Below are 19,156 nucleotides of genomic sequence, written 5' to 3' on the forward strand. Positions count from 1 at the left end.
CTGATCAAACCTTTCGGGTTGCCACTGAGCGAGCCGACAGGATGCCAGCCGGCAGGAGCACGATGACGATGATGATGACGAGCGGCGCAATGAGTTGTCGCGCGGATGTGCCCAAGTATCGGGCGGCGTAGGTCTCGGCCAGCCCCAAAATTATGCCGCCAAGGATCGCCCCCATTGGGCGTCTCAGCCCGCCGATCATGGCCGCAGCGAAGCCGCTTATCGTCAACGCGAGCCCCATCGTTGAATGGACCAATATCACACTGCCCAACAGACAGCCGCCTATCGCGGCGACGACACCAGCGAGGAGCCAACTGACTACGGTGAGCCGTCCTACTGCAACCCCACTAAGCCGCGCAGCTTCGACGTCGAATGACATCGCCTGCATCTGAATCCCCACGTTTGTATGCCGGTAGAAGGCTGCGAGCAGGATGAAAACGACTGCGGCCACCACGACTATTGCGACGTAGTCATAACTCAGATGGAATTCGCCAATCGCAATTCCTTCTCCAAACATCGGGCTCACGACGGAGTACGTCTGATCTCCGAGCAACACCCCAGTTAGATTGGCGAGAAGAATCGAGAGTCCGACGGTAGCCAGAATGATGAGATCGATGTCTCGTCTCCGGGACTTGGCGCTCCGCATGAATAGCAGGCCAACGACAAAAGAGACGGCGAGGACGATGAGGGATGCGCCCAGAGAGGCGAGGATGAAGTTCTCGCCTCTCTGGGTCTGAACTGCGACAAACAGGGCAGCGATCATGACGAACTCGCCCTGGCCGAAGTTCAGTACTCCCGTACCGCTAAACAATGCGGAGATGCCGGAGCCGACGAGCGCATAAGCGGCTCCGATGCATAATCCGACCAAAGTGAAATACAGGAGTTCGGTCATGATTACTCCGCGACGCGTTCTGGGACTCCGTCTGTCCAGACGAAGTAGGAAAGGTCCGCGCCCTTTAGAGCCCTGTGGGATGGCAGATCCCACGCGCTGTCCACTCTTCCTGTAGCAAGGCCGGGAACGACGTTCTTCAACAGCCATGCCTGAACTTGCTCGCGAGTGGTAGCTCCTGCCTCAACCGCCATTGCAAACACACTCACCGCGTCGTAAGCCATCGCTGCAACAAAGTCGGGATCTTCGTCCGGATGTTTGGCACTCCATACGTCGATGAATGCTTGCGCCTCGGGCTTCTCGTCATCGAGGCCTTGTTGGAAGAACAGTCCGTCGGCAGCCGCGCCTGCGACCACGCCTACCGAGGGATCTGAACTTGAGACGTTCCCGAACACCGGAACTGACCACTGGATCTGCTGCAACCCCTGCATCGCTGCCGCATACGGAGACCCGAACGTGAACATCGCAATAAGATCCGGATCGCTATCCCGAAGCTTCGAGAGTTGGGGAGTCAAGTTGGACGCCCCAGGCTCAAAGGTTGCGTCGCCAACAATCTCAAGCCCGGCCTCGGGGAGCATACGGTCCAGCGCCGCCTTCGAGCCCGTGCCGTAAGCGCCAGTATCCGTCATAATTGCAATTCGGGAGAACCCACGGTCCTCCGCGAAAGCGATCAAGCCCAAGATCTGCTCTGAGTCCGGAGGATTGATCTGGTATTGGAACGGACTGCTGATCGCGTCGCTCGCGGCGACGACCATCTCTGGGATCCCCGAGGCCTCCACAGGACCGGCCTGAGCGAGCGCAACCGGAGACGATGCCGCACCGATCAGTCCGAGGACACCGCGTTCGTCCATCAGGTTGACCAGGGTAACCGCTTCATTCGGGTTGTTTGCGTCGTCCTCAACAAAGAGCTCGATCATTCGACCATCCACACCACCGGCTTCATTGATCTCTGCTGCACGGAGTTCCGCGCCGTTCTTCATCAGCGCCCCGGTCCGTGCTGCCGGGCCAGACAGTGGAACGGCCACTCCGATGCGAATGGGATCGGACGATGATGGCCGTTCTGCCCCCTGCGCATTGCTTACCTGTGCGGCAGTACATCCCGACAGGACGAGGGCTGCTGTCACAGCCACTCCGATACTTCCCAAGGCCAAGCGGCCCCGCGCCATTGCTAGAGACACCATTTCTGTTCCTTCCGTTCTAATGGGCACGAGCGCGGGCGCGCTCGGCTAACGCCGCACTCAGCCAGGCGACTGCGGGTGAACGTGGTCGATTGTGAAGAGTGCGTGGAGGTTTGTCGCGATTTCGTGGCGACGGGCTCGACTCGCGAGCCGAGCCTTCTTCCATCGGCGCAGTGTCGTCAACGCACCGAAGAGGGCATAGGTGAGTACTTCGAGGTCGAGGGTTGCGTCGACGCAACCCGACTCCTGACAGCGACGTAGTATCTCGACGACGGCCTCCGTATACTCCGTCTCTTGCTCATGCGCCTTCCGCCGAGCACTCGCCGGCAGGAGGTGCCGTTCGCGGTCATACACAACCAGGTAGCGGACGTTGCGCCACTGATACTCAACATGATTCTCGATCACTTGGCGGAGTTGCTCGCAGGGGTCCAGACCTGCCTGAGTGATTACTCCGGCAGCAAAACCTGCTTGGGTGAAGAGCGCCTCCAGCACTTCGGCATGGATGGCATCGAGGATCTCTTGCTTGCTCTCAAAGTGGTAATACAAGCTGCCCTTCTTCATGCCGACCGCTGCAGCGATCTGATCCACCGACGTGCCTGTAAATCCCCACTTGCCGAAGAGTTCGATCGCTGTGTCGACAATTTGGCGTCGACGGGCGCTCGGCGTTTCCTGTGGCATCCGTGGAGACGCAGTCCTCGTTTCGTTCATTTTCCCTACCTTCCGGAAGTTCGATTACAACAGGCTTGGAAGACGATGTCAATGGTTCATTTTCAACCTTCCGTACGGTAGATTACGGTGCAAAGAAACCGCCGCTGAGTCACCATTGGCTCGCGGATCCCAGGAGGATGCGCAGGCGGGAGACAAGGAGGTCGACCGTGCGTTATGAGTCTGTGTCAGTGGTTACCTGCGCCCTAACCGGCGGAGTTCACACCCCAAGCATGAGTCCAGCGCTACCCATCAGTGCCGATGACATGATCCGACAGGGAAAGGACGCCGTCGCGGCAGGTGCAGCCGTGCTGCACGTTCACGCCCGCAACCCCATCGACGGGCGCCCCGACCCACGACCCTCCACCTACGAAGGGTTTGTGCCCGCTCTTCACGATGAGACGGACGCGATCATCAATATCACGACGGGTGGCAGCACAAGCATGACGCTTGAGGAACGCCTGGCTGCCGCCGTCCATTTCGAGCCTGAGCTCGCGAGCCTGAACCTCGGGTCCATTAATTTTGTATTCTCGGCGCCTGCGAAACGAGATCGCGAGTGGAAGTTCGATTGGGAGCGCGACTACTTGCTTTCCAGTGAGGATGCGATCTTCTCGAACACCTATCGCCAGATCGAGTCCACTATCAAGACCCTCGGCGACGGCTGCGGCACGAGGTTTGAGTTCGAGTGTTATGACGTCGGTCACCTATATACTCTGGATCACTTTGCGAAGCGAGGCGTCGTTAAGCCTCCCTTCTTGATCCAGATGGTTATGGGCGTTCAGGGCGGAATTGGTGCGGAGGCGGATCATCTGCTCCACCTAGTACGCACAGCGGATCGATTGTTCGGCACCGACTACTATCTTTCTGCGTTTGGAGCTGGGCGGAAGCAGATCCCGATGGCGACGCAGTCGCTTCTGCTAGGTGGGAACGTCAGAGTCGGGTTGGAAGACAATCTCTTCATCGGTCCTGGCGAGCTTGCCCCCGACAATGCCAGCCAGGTCTCGAAGATCGTGGCGATCATGGCCCAGCTCGGTGTTCGAGCGGCAACGCCCACCGAAGTTCGCGACCTCTTACACCTCAAAGGTCGAGGCAACACGCGAATCGCAGCCTAGTAGAACGGGTGACGGCTGTGGGTGCGTGCGGACCGAAGTCAGTGAACATTGCGGCGAGGGGCGATTTGAGCGCCCTCGCTGCGAGGGGAAGCGAAGCGAACGAGGAGTGATTGTTGATGATCGACAAGTAACCGCCATCCGCCCGGGAGGCGGTCGCCGACATCCCCGCGGGGGCCAGTCTCGCCGTCGGCGGGTTCGGTCTGTGCGGCATCCCGATGGTGCTGATCCAGGCGCTGCACGACGCAGGGGTCGATGGACTGTCGGTCTTGTCGAACAACTGCGGTGTCGACGACTGGGGTCTCGGGGTGCTGCTCGCCGACCAGCGCATCGCGAAGATGACCTCGTCGTACGTCGGCGAGAACAAGGAGTTCGAACGGCAGTACCTCTCGGGCGAGCTCGAGCTCGAGCTGACCCCGCAGGGCACGCTCGCTGAGAAGCTCCGGGCCGGTGGCAGCGGCACCGCCGCGTTCTTCACCCAGACGGGCGTCGGGACGCAGGTCGCCGAGGGCGGGCTGCCGCCTCGCTACCACGCCGACGGGTCGATCGCGGTGGCAAGCCCGGTGAAGCCCGTACCGACGTTCTCGGTGCGCGGCGAGCCGCGCGAGTTCGTGCTCGACGAGGCGATCACGACCCACTTCGCCCTCGTGCACGCCCTCAAGGGAGATCGGCACGGCAACCTCGTGTTCGACAGGTCGGCACGCAACTTTCTCGCCGCTGGCCGCAAATGCCGGACGGGTCTGCATCGCCCAGGTCGAGGAGATCGTCGACGCCGGCGAGCTCGACCCCGATGCGGTGCACCTGCTCGGGATTTACGTGGCCCGCATCGTCGTCGTCGGACCCGACATCGAGAAGCGCATCGAACGCCGCACCGTGCGGGAAGGGAACTGACATGGCGCTCACCAGACTCGAGATGGCGGCCCGGGCGGCGGAGGAACTCGGCGACGGGTCGTACGTCAACCTCGGCATCGGACTGCCAACACTCGTGCCGAACTACGTGCCCGACGGGGTGACCGTCGTGCTGCAGTCTGAGAACGGCATCCTCGGCGTCGGCCCCTACCGACCGAGGCAGACATCGACTCCGACCTCATCAACGCCGGCAAGGAGACCGTCACGGTGCTTCCCGGAGCGGCGTACTTCGACTCAGCCACGAGCTTCGGCATGATCCGCGGCGGCAAGATCGACGCCGCCATCCTCGGCGCCATGCAGGTCTCGGTCACCGGCGACCTGGCGAACTGGATGATCCCGGGAAAGATGGTGAAGGGTCCGGGCGGCGCGCTGGACCTCGTGCACGGCGCACAGCGGGTGATCGTGCTGATGGAGCACGTCGCGAAGGACGGCTCGGCGAAGATCGTGAACGAGTGCTCGCTGCCCCTCACGGCCGGGCCGCGGCACCGCATCATCACCGACCTCGCCGTCATCGACATCACGCCCGACGGGCTGAAACTCGTCGAGCTCGCCCCAGGCGTCTCGGTCGAAGACGCCGTCGCCGCCACCGAACCCCCCGCTCATTCTCTCCAATGCTCTTGAGGCGGAAGGATCATGAACCAGACCGACATCGTCATCGTTGCCGCGGCCCGCACGCCCCAGGGGCGTTTGAAGGGGCAGCTCGCCCGCTCACGGCTGCGCAGCTCGGTAGCATTGCGATTCGCGGTGTACTCGAGCAGGGCGGCGTCTACGCCGACGCGGTCGACGCTGTGCTCGTTGGCCAGGTGCTGCCCGGCAGGCCGCGATCGGCAAACGCCGAGCTGGCCCATCCGTGCGGAAGCCTCCGAAACGTGGCTGAATTCCGACAGGAACCCGTCCAGGAATGAACACCCCAACGGCGCCCGCCCACAACGGAAATGTCCCTGCGCCCCAGCGCCTTGTGGATGGCGTCCATCGCCGCCACCCCTCGCTGCCGTCCCGATGCACCAAGTCTGTCACCACGTCCACCGCAGCGCGCAACTCGGTCAGCGACGTCTGGTCGGCCAGCACCGAGACGGCCTCCGCCCCGGACAATTCCGTGTTGCCCAGGACCTCAACCAGGGTCTTGGCAGCCTCTGCCAGCTGCAGCGATGCCTTCGACAGGCGGGGCAGGGATTTAAACCGGGCCGCAGTGGATTCCCGGGCCGCCTTGCGGACCACCCGTTCAGCGACGATCATATCCAGGACGTCACACAAATCATCGGTGACCTCGGCCGTCAAGGCCCGCACGGCCCACAGCAGGGTTGCACCCCGGCGCTGGCCCGACAGCCCCTGAAGCGCCGATGCCTTGCCCGCCAAACCGTAACGGGCCAGGGCATTCATCCGGCCGCAGGGATCGTCTCCACATCAATATTCCCCGCACTCAGAACCCGCAGGCGTGCCAGCCGGTCCAGCTGCCGCAGCAGTTCCGGCACCGATACCCTCGAAGGGCCCGTCCTCAGCCGCTCCCACGCGGTCAGCCTCGAGCCGTTCGGAGCAAGCCCTCCAACTCCCGGATCATCGCGGGGCCGGCCGCGTCAATCGGCGCAGCATAGAGCAGCTCATTCGCGCCGGCACGGACCTCAGCAACCAGGCGCGTCAACGTGGAGACGCCCGGAAGAAGGACCTTGCGCTCCCGCAACCAGACCGCCGCCCGTTCGAACAGGCGCACCGGGCCCTCCGACCACGTCCACGCCCGAGCCGACAGGAACAGCCTCAGCTCCTCATGCTTGATCGGATCAGCGAAGTCCACGTACCCGTACACGACAGAAATCTCTGCAGCATGCTCATAACCGGTCTGTGCCCGCTGCGCGTACGGTTTGAGAACGGAAGCATCCGCAATGTCCAGCTGCCCCGGCAGGGATCCACCACCGGCCACGGAACAGCCAACGGATCCGCCGAAAACATGCCCACAACCCGCACCGTAGCCAGTTACACAGCGAACCCAGACGATTATGCATTCCACGCCGGCGGCCAGCTACCGACAGATCGGCATCGTCCAGCCAGCAAAAGCGTTCCAGGTCCTCTACCGATACATCATCAGGGAACCGGCCGAACCCGGCGGCTTGCTCATCACTTAGAAAAACGGCCGCCACGCAACCAATTCAACAGCCACCGACCCCCTTAGCGGGAATTTCCGTATCGATCCTCCTCAGACCCCGCACCCTGTGAAGAGCAGGTTTTTGCTTTGGCTGCCCCATGAGCCGCGCCAGGCGCTGGGTGATGCCCGCCCGGGGCATAATCCCCAACATCACGGGCGGGCCGACCCTCGCCGTTTCGGACGCGAACCGAATGGTGACGACCAGTGCGATGTCCAGGCCCATGCCCAAGGCATGTCCGGTAATGGCTGCCACCGGAGGCTTGGCGATGGCCGCAATCGCCGTTGTGAATCCGTACAGGAGCCTGGAGTACCTCTCGATGGGTGCCAAATCCGTGGCGGCCATTTCCGAGATGTCCGCCCCGGCGGCCAGAGACCGTCGCCGCCACGATCACCACGGCGCGGACATCCCGGTGGGCTGCGGCCAGGATCTGGCGCTGTTTCTCGGCCATTGAGGATGTTTGAGGGCGGCCGCCGGAGAAGAATGGTGCCCACCCCGTCCTGAACCCTGCAGCCGTGCGCGTCTACCCTGTCATGGTGTTGACTCTCAAAGCAGTTCGAAGATCGTTGCGTTGGCCATGCCGCCGCCTTCGCACATGGTCTGCAATCCGTACTGGGCGCCAGTGTCCTGCATGATGTGCAGCAAGGTCGTCGCGAGGCGGGCCCCGGAACCGCCGAGGGGGTGCCCCAGTGCCATGGCGCCGCCGCGGGGGTTTACCTTCTGTGGGTCCGCTCCGGTCTCGCTGAGCCACGCGCCGACCACCGAGGCGAAGGCCTCGTTGATTTCGATCACGCCGATGTCTTCGATGGAAAGGCCCGCCCGTTTGAGCACCTTGGCGGTAGCCGGGATCGGCGCAGTCAGCATCATGATCGGGTCATCCCCTATGACGGAGACGCTGTGGACGCGTGCGATGGGCTTGAGTCCCAGCTCGCGTGCCTTTTCACTGCTCATAAGCATGAGTGCCGCGGAGCCATCGGAAAGCTGGGAGGCGTTACCGGCCGTCACGACACCGCCCTCTTTGAAGGGGTTGGGTAGGCCAGCCAGCTTCTCCACGGTGCTTCCGGGGCGGATGCCCTGGTCCGTGGTCACCGTTCCCGAAGCCGTTTCGATGGGGACGATTTCACGCTCGAAGAGGCCCTTTGCGGTCGCTTCGGCCGCGCGACGATGGGACTCGACGGCCATCTCGTCGAGGTAGGTCCGGCTGAGTCCCCACTTCTCAGCGATCATCTCGGCACTGATGCCCTGGTTTACCAGCTTCGGGTAGCGCTGCTTCATCATCGGGCCAAAAGGGCCGGCCCCGCCCTGGGTATTGGAGAACATCGGGGTTCGCGACATCACTTCGACGCCGCCTGCGATGACGATGTCGGCATGGCCAGCCATGATCTGGGCCGCGGCATTATGGATCGTCTGCTGTGAGGAGCCACATTGGCGGTCCACGGTGGTGCCCGGAACGGATTCCGGCAGCCCCGCGGCGAGGACGGCATTGCGTCCCACATTGAAGGACTGCTCGCCGACCTGGGACACGCAGCCCCAGTGGACATCATCGATCAGGACCGGATCGATGCCCGATTCGTCGACGACAGCGCGCAGCACCTGGGCCGACAGGTCGACCGAATGCATGCCGGAGAATACGCCCTTCTCAGGCCTTCCCAGCCCCACGGCGGAACGTTTGGCTAGAACAACAACTGCGTCCCTGGTACTCATATGGACAGGCCTCCGTCGACGGGGAGAACAACTCCGGTGATGTAGCCCGCCTCGTCCGAGGAGAGGAAAGCGATGGCGGGCGCGATTTCCGACGGTTCGGCGAACCGGCCCAGTGGAATGCCGCTCACGATCTCGGCACGCCGGTCCTCCGGGATGGACTCCACCATGCGGGTTGCGGCATTGGGCGAGATGGCATTGACGGTGATACCGAAACGTGCCAGTTCGCGGGCAGCCGTCCGGGTGAAGCCGATAATGCCGGCCTTCGCGGTCGAATAGTTGGCCTGGCCGGGGTTGCCGTGCAATCCCGAGTACGACGTGACGTTAATGACGCGGCCCCTGCCGGCGGCACGCATGTGCGGCACTACCGCCCGAGTGAACTTGAAGGTACCACCGGCGTGGGTAGCCATCACGGCCTCCCAGTCGGAGTCCTCGAGCTTCCACAGCACCTTGTCGCGCAGGATGCCTGCATTGTTGACCAGCACGTCGATCGACCCGGTTTCCGAAACGACTCGTTCGACGGCTTCATTGACCTGCTCGGTGTTGGTGACATCCGCCTGAATGGTACGGACTCCGGCATCGCGGCCAGCCTCGTCCAGGGCGGCTTTGTCGAAGTCTACGACGTAGACAGTGGCACCCCACTGGCTGAAGGACCGGGCCACTTCGAGGCCGATGCCCCTGGCGGCCCCCGTCACGAGGACTGTCCTGCCGCTGAAGTCGAAAGAAAGGGTGGACATAGTTTCGGTTCTCCTCGGTGCTTCGTCCCAATCGATCGATTGGTTTACCTAGCCCAGAAGACACTATCAACGCTCGTTGTGTCAATCAATCGATTGACATAACATCCCTTGCAGCGTCGCTGATTGGCCATTTGTGATCCCGCCGAGCGAAGCGCGCCGCTTCTCCCAAGCCTCAGCGCTCGATTGACGTTGTCGGGAAGACCCGGCACTTGGCCGTAGCTCGGAAGCAAGGTAGCAGTCACCTTGATTCCGGAAGCAAGACGTCAATTCCTTGTGATTTCGGGAAGAAGTGCATTTCTTTCCACCCTTTTACCCTATTGCAAGGCTTGGAAGTGCTGAAAAGTAGTGATCACGGAAAGAAGCACCGCACCGGGGTAGCTGGCCGGAACTGCAACGAAGCAGCTCCGGCCGGCAGCTAACCACCCGGAGCTCAATCAAGGAGACAACGATGACTGCAGCATTTGAGCCCACCCAGCAGACGCCCGCAGAGCAGGCCGCCGCCTTGGAGCTTGAGTGGGCCGCCAATCCCCGCTGGGAAGGTGTGACCCGTGACTACAAGGCATCGGACGTCGTCAAGCTCCGCGGCCGGGTCTCCGAAGAACACACACTGGCCCGCCGGGGTGCCGAGAAGCTCTGGAAGCAGCTCACCGAAGAGCACAAGACCGGCGGGTACACCAACGCCCTGGGCGCCCTGACCGGCAACCAGGCCGTGCAGCAGGTCAAGGCCGGCCTCCGCGCCATCTACCTCTCCGGCTGGCAGGTGGCCGCCGACGCCAACAATTCCGGCCACACCTACCCGGACCAGTCGCTGTACCCGGCCAACTCGGTTCCGACCGTGGTTCGCCGCATCAACAACGCCCTCCTCCGTGCAGACCAGATCGAATTCTCCGAAGGCATCCAGACCGTTGAGGACTGGATGGTCCCGATCGTTGCCGACGCCGAGGCCGGCTTCGGCGGCCCGCTGAACGCCTACGAGCTCATGAAATCCATGATCCAGGCCGGCGCGTCGGGTGTGCACTGGGAAGACCAGCTCGCCTCGGAGAAGAAGTGCGGCCACCTCGGCGGCAAGGTCCTGATCCCCACCCAGCAGCACGTCCGGACCCTGAACGCGGCCCGCCTCGCGGCCGACGTCGCCGGCACCCCCTCGGTGGTCATCGCCCGCACCGACGCCGAGGCAGCGACCCTGATCACCTCCGACGTCGATCCCCGTGACCAGGAATTCGTCACCGGTGAGCGGACCCCGGAGGGCTTCTACAAGGTCCGCAACGGCATCGAACCCTGCATCGCCCGTGCCAAGGCCTACGCCCCGTATTCCGACCTCATCTGGATGGAGACGGGCACCCCGGACCTGGAGCTGGCACGCAAGTTCGCCGAGGCCGTCAAGGCTGACTTCCCGGACCAGATGCTCTCCTACAACTGCTCGCCGTCGTTCAACTGGCGCAAGCACCTGGACGACGCCACGATCGCGAAGTTCCAGCGTGAACTCGGCGCCATGGGCTTCACGTTCCAGTTCATCACCCTGGCCGGCTTCCACGCCCTGAACTACTCGATGTTCGATCTCGCCCACGGTTACGCCCGTGAAGGCATGAGCGCCTACGTCGAGTTGCAGGAGAAGGAATTCGCCTCCGAGTCCCGCGGCTACACCGCGACCAAGCACCAGCGCGAAGTCGGCACCGGCTACTTCGACGACATCGCCACCGCGCTCAACCCGAACGCGTCAACCCTGGCACTGGTGGGATCCACCGAAGAAGGCCAGTTCCACTAAATTTCCCCAAGTGAGTAGCAGTAAGTGTCGTTTTGGAGGCTCGAAACGACACTTACTGCTACCCAGTTTGGGCACAGCACCAGGAGATTTGAAATGAACACCTTCACTGACAACTTCACTATCAACGGGATCACTTTGACTGCGCAGCCCATTTTGCGGCAGGACGAGGTTCTTACTCCGGATGCTTTGGAGTTTGTCGCCAAGCTGCACCGGGCCACGGCCGAGCGGCGGCAGGAGCTGCTGCAGGCACGCCGGACCCGCCGGGCTGAGATCGCCGCCGGCCAGGACCCCAGGTTCCTCCGCGAAACCGAGGACATCCGCAACGACCCGTCCTGGCGCGTCGCTCCCCCGGCCCCGGGCCTGGAGGACCGCCGGGTGGAAATCACTGGTCCGGTGGATAAGAAAATGACCATCAACGCGCTGAACTCCGGCGCGAAGGTGTGGCTCGCTGACATGGAGGACTCCTCCACCCCCACGTGGCGGAACGTTATCAAGGGCCAGCTGAACCTCACCGACGCGCTCGAACGCCGCATCGACTTCACGAGCCCAGAGGGCAAGGAATACAAGCTCCGCCCGGCCGGGGAACTGCCCACCATCGTGGTCCGCCCCCGCGGCTGGCACCTGCCCGAGAAGCACATGATCATCGACGGCGCCCCCGTGGCCGGCGGCATCGTGGACTTCGGCCTGTACTTCTTCCACAACGCCCGCCGCCTCCTGGCCCAGGGCAAGGGCCCGTACTTCTACCTGCCCAAGATCGAGAACCACCTCGAAGCACGGCTGTGGAATGACATCTTCATCCTCGCCCAGGACCTGCTCGGCATCCCGCAGGGCACCATCCGGGCCACCGTGCTGATCGAGACCATCACCGCCGCGTTCGAAATGGAGGAAATCCTCTACGAACTGCGTGATCACGCCTCGGGCCTGAACGCCGGCCGCTGGGACTACATCTTCTCCCTGATCAAGAACTTCCGCACCCGCGGCCCCCGCTTCGTCCTGCCCGACCGCGCCCAGGTGACCATGACCCAACCCTTCATGCGCGCCTACACCGAACAGCTCGTCCGTGCCTGCCACAAGCGCGGCGCCATGGCCATCGGCGGCCCTGCCGCATTCGTACCCAGCAGGAGAGACTCAGCAGTAAATGCTGAAGCTTTGTTGAAGACCCGTGCCGACAAACTCCGCGAGGCCAACGACGGTTTCGACGGCTCCTGGGTTGCCCACCCGGACCTGGTGCCGGTCTGCCGCGAAGTGTTCGACTCCATCCTGGGCGAGCGTCCCAACCAGCTTGACCGCAGCCGCAAGGACGTTACCCCGGACGACCGTGCCCTCATCGACGTGGCCGCCACCGAAGGCACCATCACCGAAAAGGGCATCCGGAACAACATCGAAGTGGGCATCCGCTACCTCGAATCCTGGCTTCGCGGCAACGGCGCCGTGACCATCCACAACCTCATGGAAGACGCCGCCACCGCGGAAATCTCCCGCTCACAGCTCTGGCAGTGGATGTTCGCGTCCGCCATCACCGACCAAGGCGAAATCATCACCCACCACTGGATCGAGGAACTGCTCGACGAAGAGTTCGCACGCCTGGAACGCTTCGACGGCGACCGCTTCGAAGACTCCCGCGACATCTTCGAGGAAGTCACCCTCGGCCAGGACTTCCCCTCCTTCCTGACCCTCCCCGCCTACGCCCGCTACCTCACCGAAGCCCGCGAAAAGGCAACAGCGGAAGAGCTTGCCAGGGCGTAGTACAAGCGTTAGTCAGATCCCAGCTATCCATCGCAACAGGAACCCCGAAGGTCGGGTGCATGGGCTGACTACGGTACAAGTGCTGACTAGTAACCAACAGCACCCGCTGATGCTCCGCGTACCGCTCGCTAAGAGCGGTACGCGGAGCATCAGGTCCACGACAGACCCAAGCAGTCCAGAGCATCCCCCACACCCTCCAGAATTGACTCAACAGTCGTGACAGCCTGACAGGTTTCTTTAGAGAATTCAGGCGTCGCCAGTTCTGTCTGTCAGACCGCCTGGCAAAGTGCTCCCGTACCCGGGAGCAAAATCAGGCTCAACCCATTCCAGGACGAAAGCAACGGCATGAATTCTGAACCCGCACACTCCATCTCACTGAAGATATGGGACCGCTCGGAGGTAGACACGGCGCTCGAGGCAGCGGTCGGGGAATTCGCAATCACGGGAGGCGTTCCCAGGGAAAGCGTCCTAGTAACGCGGATCGGTCCTAATACCTACACAGCCAGCCTCCGTCCGGAGCGTCGGCCATGAGTAAATCCGGATTCCCAAAACAACACGTGCTCCCAGGCCAGGCTGTTCCCCCCTGGACCAAGCAGGAACGTCCTTGGTTATGCCCAATGGGGTCTTGAGAATAATGCTCCAGATGGGCTTGGCGCCCCGCTGGAAGGCCAAATCATGATGAAAAGAATCAGAGCATCCGCTCCCCTCAGCAGCGATGACTGGACATCACTTGTCATTGGCGAGCGAGTAGTCCTAGAGCGGAAAAGCCGATTTCCAAGCACTGGCTTTATCGACGACATCAACGAAGACGCAACCATTTTCTGGATCTACCTAGACCAGCGTTTCGAGAGGATCCTCATCCACGACGGTGACGGGTCGGTTATTCGACGTGTCCTACACACCTAGTTCCGATGCAGATACCCCGCCTTGTCGACTAGTCATGACGGCCAGTTAGTACATTCTGCAGGCTACGTGATGGTGGAGTGGAAGCAGGGATTTGCTCCTGCCCGCATCCCGCCTGCGTTCCGGCCGGCCCGGATCACCCCTGAATGGTCCAAAGCTGTTGGACCCCACTCACCCAGGTCGCATCCCCCGGCCCGGCCGTTGAGGACCCCCCGGCAACCCAAGGATTCACCGGTACCGTGGCAGCAGCAGTGCGGCGTTGGAGGATCACGGGCTGCGATGGATGCCGTATCTGGGCGCCGTGCTTGCCGCCCATCCAGGGCACTGTTTCGAGCAACGATGCTGGGGCGCGGAGGCGAACATGATGGCGACATCGGCATCGCCGCTCCTTTACCGAACTAACTGAACGTTTCCAAGCTGGCGCTCCTACTCGTACGGTGCCCCTGCCCGGGCAGTTAGGCTGCTAGACCCGTCTATGCAGCTTCAACAGCTCAAGTTCGAACTTTGAGAGGAAGCGAAAGAAAAGGCACCCTGGCCCCGAGTTCCGCGTCAAAGACAAAGCCGATTTGGACGAGAACCTGGATGCCGCGGTAGAGGCAGCTCTCAGCGACTCCTACTTCGACGGAACCTGAGAGTTCTCGTGACCGCCACGATTTTGGCCATTTTCCGTGGCATTGCCAGCTGACGTTCCTCTCGGACTTATACAGGAGCGCGGCTTTGCCCGCCGAACTGACTCCCGGATTCAAGTACGGCGGGAGGCCCCGTCAGGCCCTGAGCCTCTGGCTCACAACAGTGTTCGGCAGCAGCCGAGTCCGTAGACGCCTGATGGACGGACACCGGCGGGAAGACCACCGACCAAAAATTACGGAGGAGTGTTGACCTTCGGACATTCTGGGCGCTCCATTGATACATCCGGAAATGGTCCGGATCACAGTCGCCCTTCTAGTCCTACATCCCAAGGAGCGCCATGCATCCTACCGACATAGACCCGAAGTCGACTGAGATCCTGCCAGTGGCCTTCCATCCCGTCCTGTGGGTCGCTGCGGCGGGTGTTTTCGCCATCATCATCCTGCAATCGGTCATCTACCTCCGGGCCATCCGCAAAGCCGGCGCGTCGGCCGACCTGTCCGAGGGGCAGGTGAGGCGAGCCGTCCGTGCAGGCGCCGTAGCGGCCATCGGGCCGTCGCTCGCCGTCGCGCTCGTGGCGATCTCCCTCCTGCCGCTGTTCGCCACCCCGGCCGTCCTGACGCGCATCGGGCTGGTGGGCTCCGCTGCGTTCGACGTCGCGGCCGCGGGCCTCGCCGCAGGCACCCAGGGCGCCCAGCTCGGCGGGCCCACCTACACGCAGAAGGTCTTCGCTATCGGGTTCGCCGCGATGACGCTCGGTGGACTGGTGTGGATGATCACGGCGCTCGTCCTCACCCCGATCTTGTCCAAGGGCGACCAGGCGTTGCGCAAGGTCAATCCGGCGGTCATGACCGTCGTGCCCGTCGCGGCCCTGCTCGCGGCGTTCTTCACGCTCGCCTTCACCGAGACCACGAAGTCGCCGGTCCACCTGATTACCCTGATCGTCTCTGCCGCCACGATGAGCCTGTGCCTGCTCGGGGCCAAATACCTAAAGAAGTCCTGGCTGCACGAGTGGGGGCTCGGGATCGCGATCCTCGTGGCCCTCGCCGTCGCCTACCTCATGACTGCCAAGTGAGAGGGCCCAAGGAGACTGCCAGGTCCTCGCAGACCAGCAAAGCGCCCCTCACCGGGCTCGCCCAATTCGACCGCACCACGTCCGTCTGGGGCCCTGTCACCCTGGCTCTAGGCTTCCTCGTCTCCCTCGCGGCGGCCCTCTTCGCCGCCTTCGGTACCGGGCTCGGGATCACCGCCACGGAGCTTTGGGGCGCCGTCGGCATCGTCATCGCGACGTTCGGCATCATCGCGGTCGTCGAGCCGATCGCGTACTATCCCATCCTCGGGCGCTCCGCGATGTACCAGGCGTTCATGATCGGCAATATCGCGAACAAGCTGCTCCCGGCGGCCCTCATCGCCCAGACCGACCTGGGCGAGAAACCAGGCACCCGCCGCGCGGAGCTCATAGCAGGCGCCGCCATCGTCGGCGCCGTGTTCATCCATCTCATCACGCTCGTGGTCCTCGTGGGCATACTCGGCACGTTGCTCGTGGGGAGCCTCCCGCCGGACCTCATCGCCGTCGCGAGGCTTTACATCCTCCCGGCAGTGTTCGGCGCCGTGACAGTCCAGGCCATCGTCACTATGAAGAACGTGCGTATCACGGTGATCGCGACCGTCGTCGCCGCGGCCCTCGTGTTCCTCGTCGTCCCGCTCGTCCCGGCCCTGGCGAACTTTGCCACTGCGATGGCTGTCATCATCTCGATTGTCGTCGCGTGGATCGTCCGGAAGCGCACCGATGGTCCGCCCGCAGCACCCTCATCCGCCGGTCACTGACTCCCCGCAGAAGATCCACGAAAGGTCTCCCATGACACAGGCTGCCGCCAGCGTCACCCTCGCGCCCGGAATCAAGGTCTCCCCGGACTTCGTCACCGAGCACATCGAGATGTACAAGGCGTTCCACCGGGACCCGGAGCTCTCGTCCCACGAGCACAGGACCGCCGCGGCCATCGAGGCGCGTCTCGACGAGCTCGGCATCGAACACTTCCACAGCGGCGGGACCGGCGTCGTCGGCCTCCTGCGCAACGGTGAGGGGCCGGTCATCGCCCCCCGCGCCGACACCGACGGCCTGCCGATCGCCGAGGAGACAGGGCTTGACTACGCGAGCACCACGACGGGGACGCTCCCGGATGGCAGCACCGCCCCGACCATGCATGGCTGTGGCCACGACACCCACATCACCAACGCACTCGCCGTCGCCGCGTACCTGACGGCGAACCGCGAGGCCTGGTCCGGAACGGTCGTCTTCCTCTTCCAGCCCGCAGAGGAGACCGCGGCCGGGGCTAAAGCCATGGTCGACGACGGGCTGTGGGACCGCGCTCCGCGCCCGGAGGTTGTGTTGGCCCAGCACGTCATGCCCCAGCCGTCCGGCACTTTCACGCTCCGCCCGGGGCACATGGCGAGCCTCGCCGACTCGTGGCGCATCACGGTGCGTGGACGCCAAGCGCACGGCTCGCAGCCGGAAAAGTCGATCGATCCGATCGTCGCGGCCTCGGCGATAGTCCTGCGCCTGCAGACCATCGTCTCGCGCGAGCTCCCGCCCACGACAGCGGCCGTAGTCACGGTGGGGACGTTCCACGCGGGCCTGAAGGAAAACATCATCCCGGAGACCGCCGAGTTGAGCCTCAACATCCGTACGCCGGACGAGGAGACCCGCACAAAAGTCCTCGAAGCGGTCCGTCGGATCGTCAACGCCGAGGCCGCCGCGTCCGGAATCGGTGAGCCGGACATTGTAGAAATCTCCCGCTTCCCTCGCCTCTTCAACGACGCCGAGCACACAGAGCGAGTGGCGGCTGCGTTCCGCGAGGCCTTCGGCGAGGAGTCGATCATCAACGCGCCGCTCGGCATGGGCTCGGAGGACGCCGGCTGGCTCGGCGACGCGATAGGCGCTCCCGTGGTCTTCTGGGCCTTCGGCGGGTTCCTGGCAGCAGAGTTCGAGGACGGGAAGGCTCCCGCGGGCAACCACCACCCGGCCTTCGCTCCGGACCCCGAGGCCGCCCTCGTGCACGGCACGGCGGCCGCGCTCAGCGCGGTGCTCTCCTATGTGGGCCGCTGACGAGCCAGCCACCTGCCGGAATCGAAGCCGGAGGGAACCTCGGCGCAGTCCTGATGATCGTCGAGAAAGCACCCAAGGAAAAGTGCGGCTTCTGCGGAAGCCTGAACAACGTCGGCCCCGTCGTCGGGTTCCTCGCCTCAACAGGGGTCTTCATTCTCGTCTCGTCCCTGATGTCCCAGGAGCAGCTGCCCGCCTGGGGGTGGCGGGTACCGTTCCTTCTGAGCATCCTGCTCGTCGGAATCGGCCTCTACATCCGACTCCAGCTGGAAGAATCCCCGGTCTTCGAGGACGTCGCCGAGAAGCAGAAAGCAGTTCGTCTGCCCATAGCCGTCGCCCTCAAGAACTACTGGAAAGAGATGATCCTCGCAACGGAATCAGTAGTTCTCTTCTTCGGAATCTTCTACGTATTTTCAGTCTTTTCACTCAGCTACAGCACCCAGCAGCTGGGCATGGACCGAAACACCGTCCTGTACTCCGTCATGATTGCCATGGTCGTCAACAGCATCACCATCCCGATCTTCTCCAAGCTCTCTGACAAAGTCGGACGGAAGAAAATCATGATGAGGCAACGAAGATGGGTGCTAGCGACTACATACGGCCGGCGGTAAGGTCCGCGTCACCCTCGAAATCCGCACCGCCTGGGTCCTGCACAGGTGTCGAGGACATGGGCTCCTCAGCGGCCGTCCTCAAAGAGCGCCACACGCCTACCCCGGCCGCGACCATGGCCACCAGCCCGGCAATCAACCACCACTTCCGGGACGCCGGCAGTCCAGCCTGAACCGGGCCGCGATTCGTGACCTCGGCCGCGGCTTTGGGTGCAACCCGTTTCAAACGTTTCCTGGAACCGCGGAGAAAATCAGAGCGTCTTTGGGAAGCCACGCGTCGTCAAAGATCAGTAGGCAGCGGGCATCGCCCAAGGCTTCGTGGACTAGCGAGGCCAGGAAGCTACCGTCTTCGTCGCTTTGTGCCTGGGCCACTTTGAAGAAGCTGCCCTCAAATTCCCTGGCCTCCTGGATTCATTCGACCCCGAACACGCCGGAATGCACACCTCACAGACCGTCGACATCGGCATCGTGCTTGAAGGCACCGTTGAGCTTGAGCTGGATGACGGTGCAACGACGTCCCTCGTAAGGGGTCAGTGATCATCCAGAACGGCACCAAACACAAGTGGAGAATCAATCGTCACAACGTGCCTGGGTGGTCTTCGTGCTCCTCGGTGCCGAGCTGGCGAACAGCCAGAAAGTCGGAGGAAAGGACGTGCGTGCAGTCCGCATAAACTCATGGAAGTCGGAACCCGTGGTGTCGATGTCCCGGATCCTGAGCCCGGTCCCGGTGAAGTCGTCATCAAGGTGGGCGGCGCCGGTTGTGCCACACCGATCTGCACTTCATGCACAACTTTGAGACCGGCTCGGTCCCCTTCGAGCCGCCGTTCACCCTTGGCCACGAGAACGCTGTCTGGGTGCACAAGCTCGGCGCTGGAGTTCAAGGGTGGGACGTCGGTCAGCCCGTCGCGGTCTCGGGCCCGTGGGGTTGCGGCAGATGCAGTCGTTGCCGGCGGAGCGAGAAGAATCTCCCCAAAACATGGCCTCGCTGGTTGCTCTAGGTGCAGGGTCGCGGCGCGACGGAGAGATGGCCGAATAACTCCATGT

The 19,156-nt window shown here is 63.0% G+C and carries 18 protein-coding genes and 3 pseudogenes; 13 read left to right on the forward strand and 8 right to left on the reverse strand.

Going from position 1 to position 19,156, the window contains the following annotated elements:
• Nucleotides 1-4: 4 nt before the first annotated feature.
• The 3 genes from AU252_RS00905 to AU252_RS00915 all read right to left on the reverse strand — a co-directional run bounded on the left by AU252_RS00905 (nucleotide 5) and on the right by AU252_RS00915 (nucleotide 2,772).
• Entirely contained in the window at nucleotides 5-889 is an 885-nt protein-coding gene (locus AU252_RS00905) for a branched-chain amino acid ABC transporter permease (protein WP_058929114.1), read from the reverse strand.
• Between the two features lie 2 nt (nucleotides 890-891).
• Complete coding sequence (locus AU252_RS00910) at nucleotides 892-2,010, reverse strand: ABC transporter substrate-binding protein (RefSeq protein ID WP_157768905.1); 1,119 nt, start codon at nucleotides 2,008-2,010, stop codon at nucleotides 892-894.
• A 114-nt stretch (nucleotides 2,011-2,124) separates the two neighbouring features.
• Nucleotides 2,125-2,772 carry a TetR/AcrR family transcriptional regulator gene (locus tag AU252_RS00915; RefSeq protein WP_083510183.1) on the reverse strand — a complete coding sequence of 216 codons (648 nt, stop codon included), beginning with the start codon at nucleotides 2,770-2,772 and terminating at the stop codon, nucleotides 2,125-2,127.
• A gap of 137 nt (nucleotides 2,773-2,909) precedes the next feature.
• Here AU252_RS00915 and AU252_RS00920 point away from each other — a divergent pair, with 137 nt between their 5' ends.
• From AU252_RS00920 to AU252_RS24385, 5 genes and pseudogenes are all read left to right on the forward strand, one after another.
• Entirely contained in the window at nucleotides 2,910-3,881 is a 972-nt protein-coding gene (locus AU252_RS00920) for a 3-keto-5-aminohexanoate cleavage protein (protein WP_058929117.1), read from the forward strand.
• A gap of 161 nt (nucleotides 3,882-4,042) precedes the next feature.
• Nucleotides 4,043-4,769, forward strand: a pseudogene (locus AU252_RS00925) (CoA transferase subunit A).
• A 1-nt stretch (nucleotide 4,770) separates the two neighbouring features.
• Nucleotides 4,771-5,408, forward strand: a pseudogene (locus AU252_RS00930) (3-oxoacid CoA-transferase subunit B).
• 12 nt (nucleotides 5,409-5,420) lie between these two features.
• Nucleotides 5,421-5,599: pseudogene (locus AU252_RS24380) on the forward strand (acetyl-CoA C-acyltransferase); the annotation flags it as partial.
• 89 nt (nucleotides 5,600-5,688) lie between these two features.
• Nucleotides 5,689-6,120, forward strand: coding sequence for a hypothetical protein (locus tag AU252_RS24385; protein ID WP_240484288.1), 432 nt, complete (start codon nucleotides 5,689-5,691; stop codon nucleotides 6,118-6,120).
• Nucleotides 6,121-6,300: 180 nt separating this feature from the next.
• On the opposite strand, the gene AU252_RS24745 is transcribed toward AU252_RS24385, so the two are convergent.
• From AU252_RS24745 to AU252_RS24930, 3 genes are read right to left on the reverse strand one after another with little or no spacing between them, the layout of a single operon-like run.
• Entirely contained in the window at nucleotides 6,301-6,702 is a 402-nt protein-coding gene (locus tag AU252_RS24745; protein WP_276203733.1) for a DUF4158 domain-containing protein, read from the reverse strand.
• The gene (locus AU252_RS24750; RefSeq protein WP_276203734.1) at nucleotides 6,611-6,919 is read right to left on the reverse strand and encodes a DUF4158 domain-containing protein; all 309 of its coding nucleotides are present in this window, start codon (nucleotides 6,917-6,919) and stop codon (nucleotides 6,611-6,613) included. The genes AU252_RS24745 and AU252_RS24750 overlap by 92 nt, the downstream gene beginning before the upstream one ends.
• Before the next feature lie 9 nt (nucleotides 6,920-6,928).
• The gene (locus tag AU252_RS24930) at nucleotides 6,929-7,267 is read right to left on the reverse strand and encodes an enoyl-CoA hydratase/isomerase family protein (protein WP_083510184.1); all 339 of its coding nucleotides are present in this window, start codon (nucleotides 7,265-7,267) and stop codon (nucleotides 6,929-6,931) included.
• Between AU252_RS24930 and AU252_RS24075 the strand changes: the two genes are divergently transcribed.
• Nucleotides 7,167-7,376 carry a hypothetical protein gene (locus AU252_RS24075; protein WP_058929119.1) on the forward strand — a complete coding sequence of 70 codons (210 nt, stop codon included), beginning with the start codon at nucleotides 7,167-7,169 and terminating at the stop codon, nucleotides 7,374-7,376. The genes AU252_RS24930 and AU252_RS24075 overlap by 101 nt on opposite strands.
• 92 nt (nucleotides 7,377-7,468) lie before the next feature.
• Here the strand turns inward: AU252_RS24075 and AU252_RS00950 are convergent, their stop codons facing one another.
• Both AU252_RS00950 and fabG read right to left on the reverse strand, forming a co-directional pair.
• Nucleotides 7,469-8,626, reverse strand: coding sequence for a thiolase family protein (locus tag AU252_RS00950; protein WP_058929120.1), 1,158 nt, complete (start codon nucleotides 8,624-8,626; stop codon nucleotides 7,469-7,471).
• Nucleotides 8,623-9,360 carry a 3-oxoacyl-ACP reductase FabG gene (fabG, locus tag AU252_RS00955; RefSeq protein ID WP_058929121.1) on the reverse strand — a complete coding sequence of 246 codons (738 nt, stop codon included), beginning with the start codon at nucleotides 9,358-9,360 and terminating at the stop codon, nucleotides 8,623-8,625. Before fabG ends, AU252_RS00950 begins: the two co-directional genes overlap by 4 nt.
• A 448-nt stretch (nucleotides 9,361-9,808) precedes the next feature.
• Between fabG and aceA the strand changes: the two genes are divergently transcribed.
• The 7 genes from aceA to AU252_RS24935 all read left to right on the forward strand — a co-directional run bounded on the left by aceA (nucleotide 9,809) and on the right by AU252_RS24935 (nucleotide 19,110).
• A complete protein-coding gene (gene aceA, locus AU252_RS00960; protein WP_058929122.1) occupies nucleotides 9,809-11,125 on the forward strand; it encodes an isocitrate lyase in 1,317 nt (438 codons plus the stop codon).
• 93 nt (nucleotides 11,126-11,218) lie between these two features.
• Nucleotides 11,219-12,871 carry a malate synthase A gene (gene aceB / locus AU252_RS00965; protein ID WP_058929123.1) on the forward strand — a complete coding sequence of 551 codons (1,653 nt, stop codon included), beginning with the start codon at nucleotides 11,219-11,221 and terminating at the stop codon, nucleotides 12,869-12,871.
• 1,870 nt (nucleotides 12,872-14,741) lie between these two features.
• Nucleotides 14,742-15,476 carry a DUF5058 family protein gene (locus AU252_RS00975; protein WP_058929125.1) on the forward strand — a complete coding sequence of 245 codons (735 nt, stop codon included), beginning with the start codon at nucleotides 14,742-14,744 and terminating at the stop codon, nucleotides 15,474-15,476.
• Nucleotides 15,473-16,228 (forward strand): hypothetical protein, encoded by a 756-nt coding sequence (locus AU252_RS00980; RefSeq protein WP_058929126.1) that lies wholly within the window; start codon nucleotides 15,473-15,475, stop codon nucleotides 16,226-16,228. Before AU252_RS00975 ends, AU252_RS00980 begins: the two co-directional genes overlap by 4 nt.
• Before the next feature lie 31 nt (nucleotides 16,229-16,259).
• On the forward strand, nucleotides 16,260-17,507 hold the full coding sequence (locus AU252_RS00985) for an amidohydrolase (RefSeq protein ID WP_058932681.1): 1,248 nt from the start codon (nucleotides 16,260-16,262) through the stop codon (nucleotides 17,505-17,507).
• A gap of 20 nt (nucleotides 17,508-17,527) precedes the next feature.
• Nucleotides 17,528-18,115: an MFS transporter gene (locus AU252_RS00990; protein WP_276203751.1), complete on the forward strand. Its 588-nt coding sequence runs from the start codon at nucleotides 17,528-17,530 to the stop codon at nucleotides 18,113-18,115.
• Nucleotides 18,116-18,870: 755 nt separating this feature from the next.
• The gene (locus AU252_RS24935; RefSeq protein ID WP_083510185.1) at nucleotides 18,871-19,110 is read left to right on the forward strand and encodes an alcohol dehydrogenase catalytic domain-containing protein; all 240 of its coding nucleotides are present in this window, start codon (nucleotides 18,871-18,873) and stop codon (nucleotides 19,108-19,110) included.
• Nucleotides 19,111-19,156: the final 46 nt, after the last annotated feature.

The sequence above is a fragment of the Pseudarthrobacter sulfonivorans genome (assembly GCF_001484605.1).
Taxonomy (GTDB): Bacteria; Actinomycetota; Actinomycetes; order Actinomycetales; family Micrococcaceae; genus Arthrobacter; species Arthrobacter sulfonivorans_A.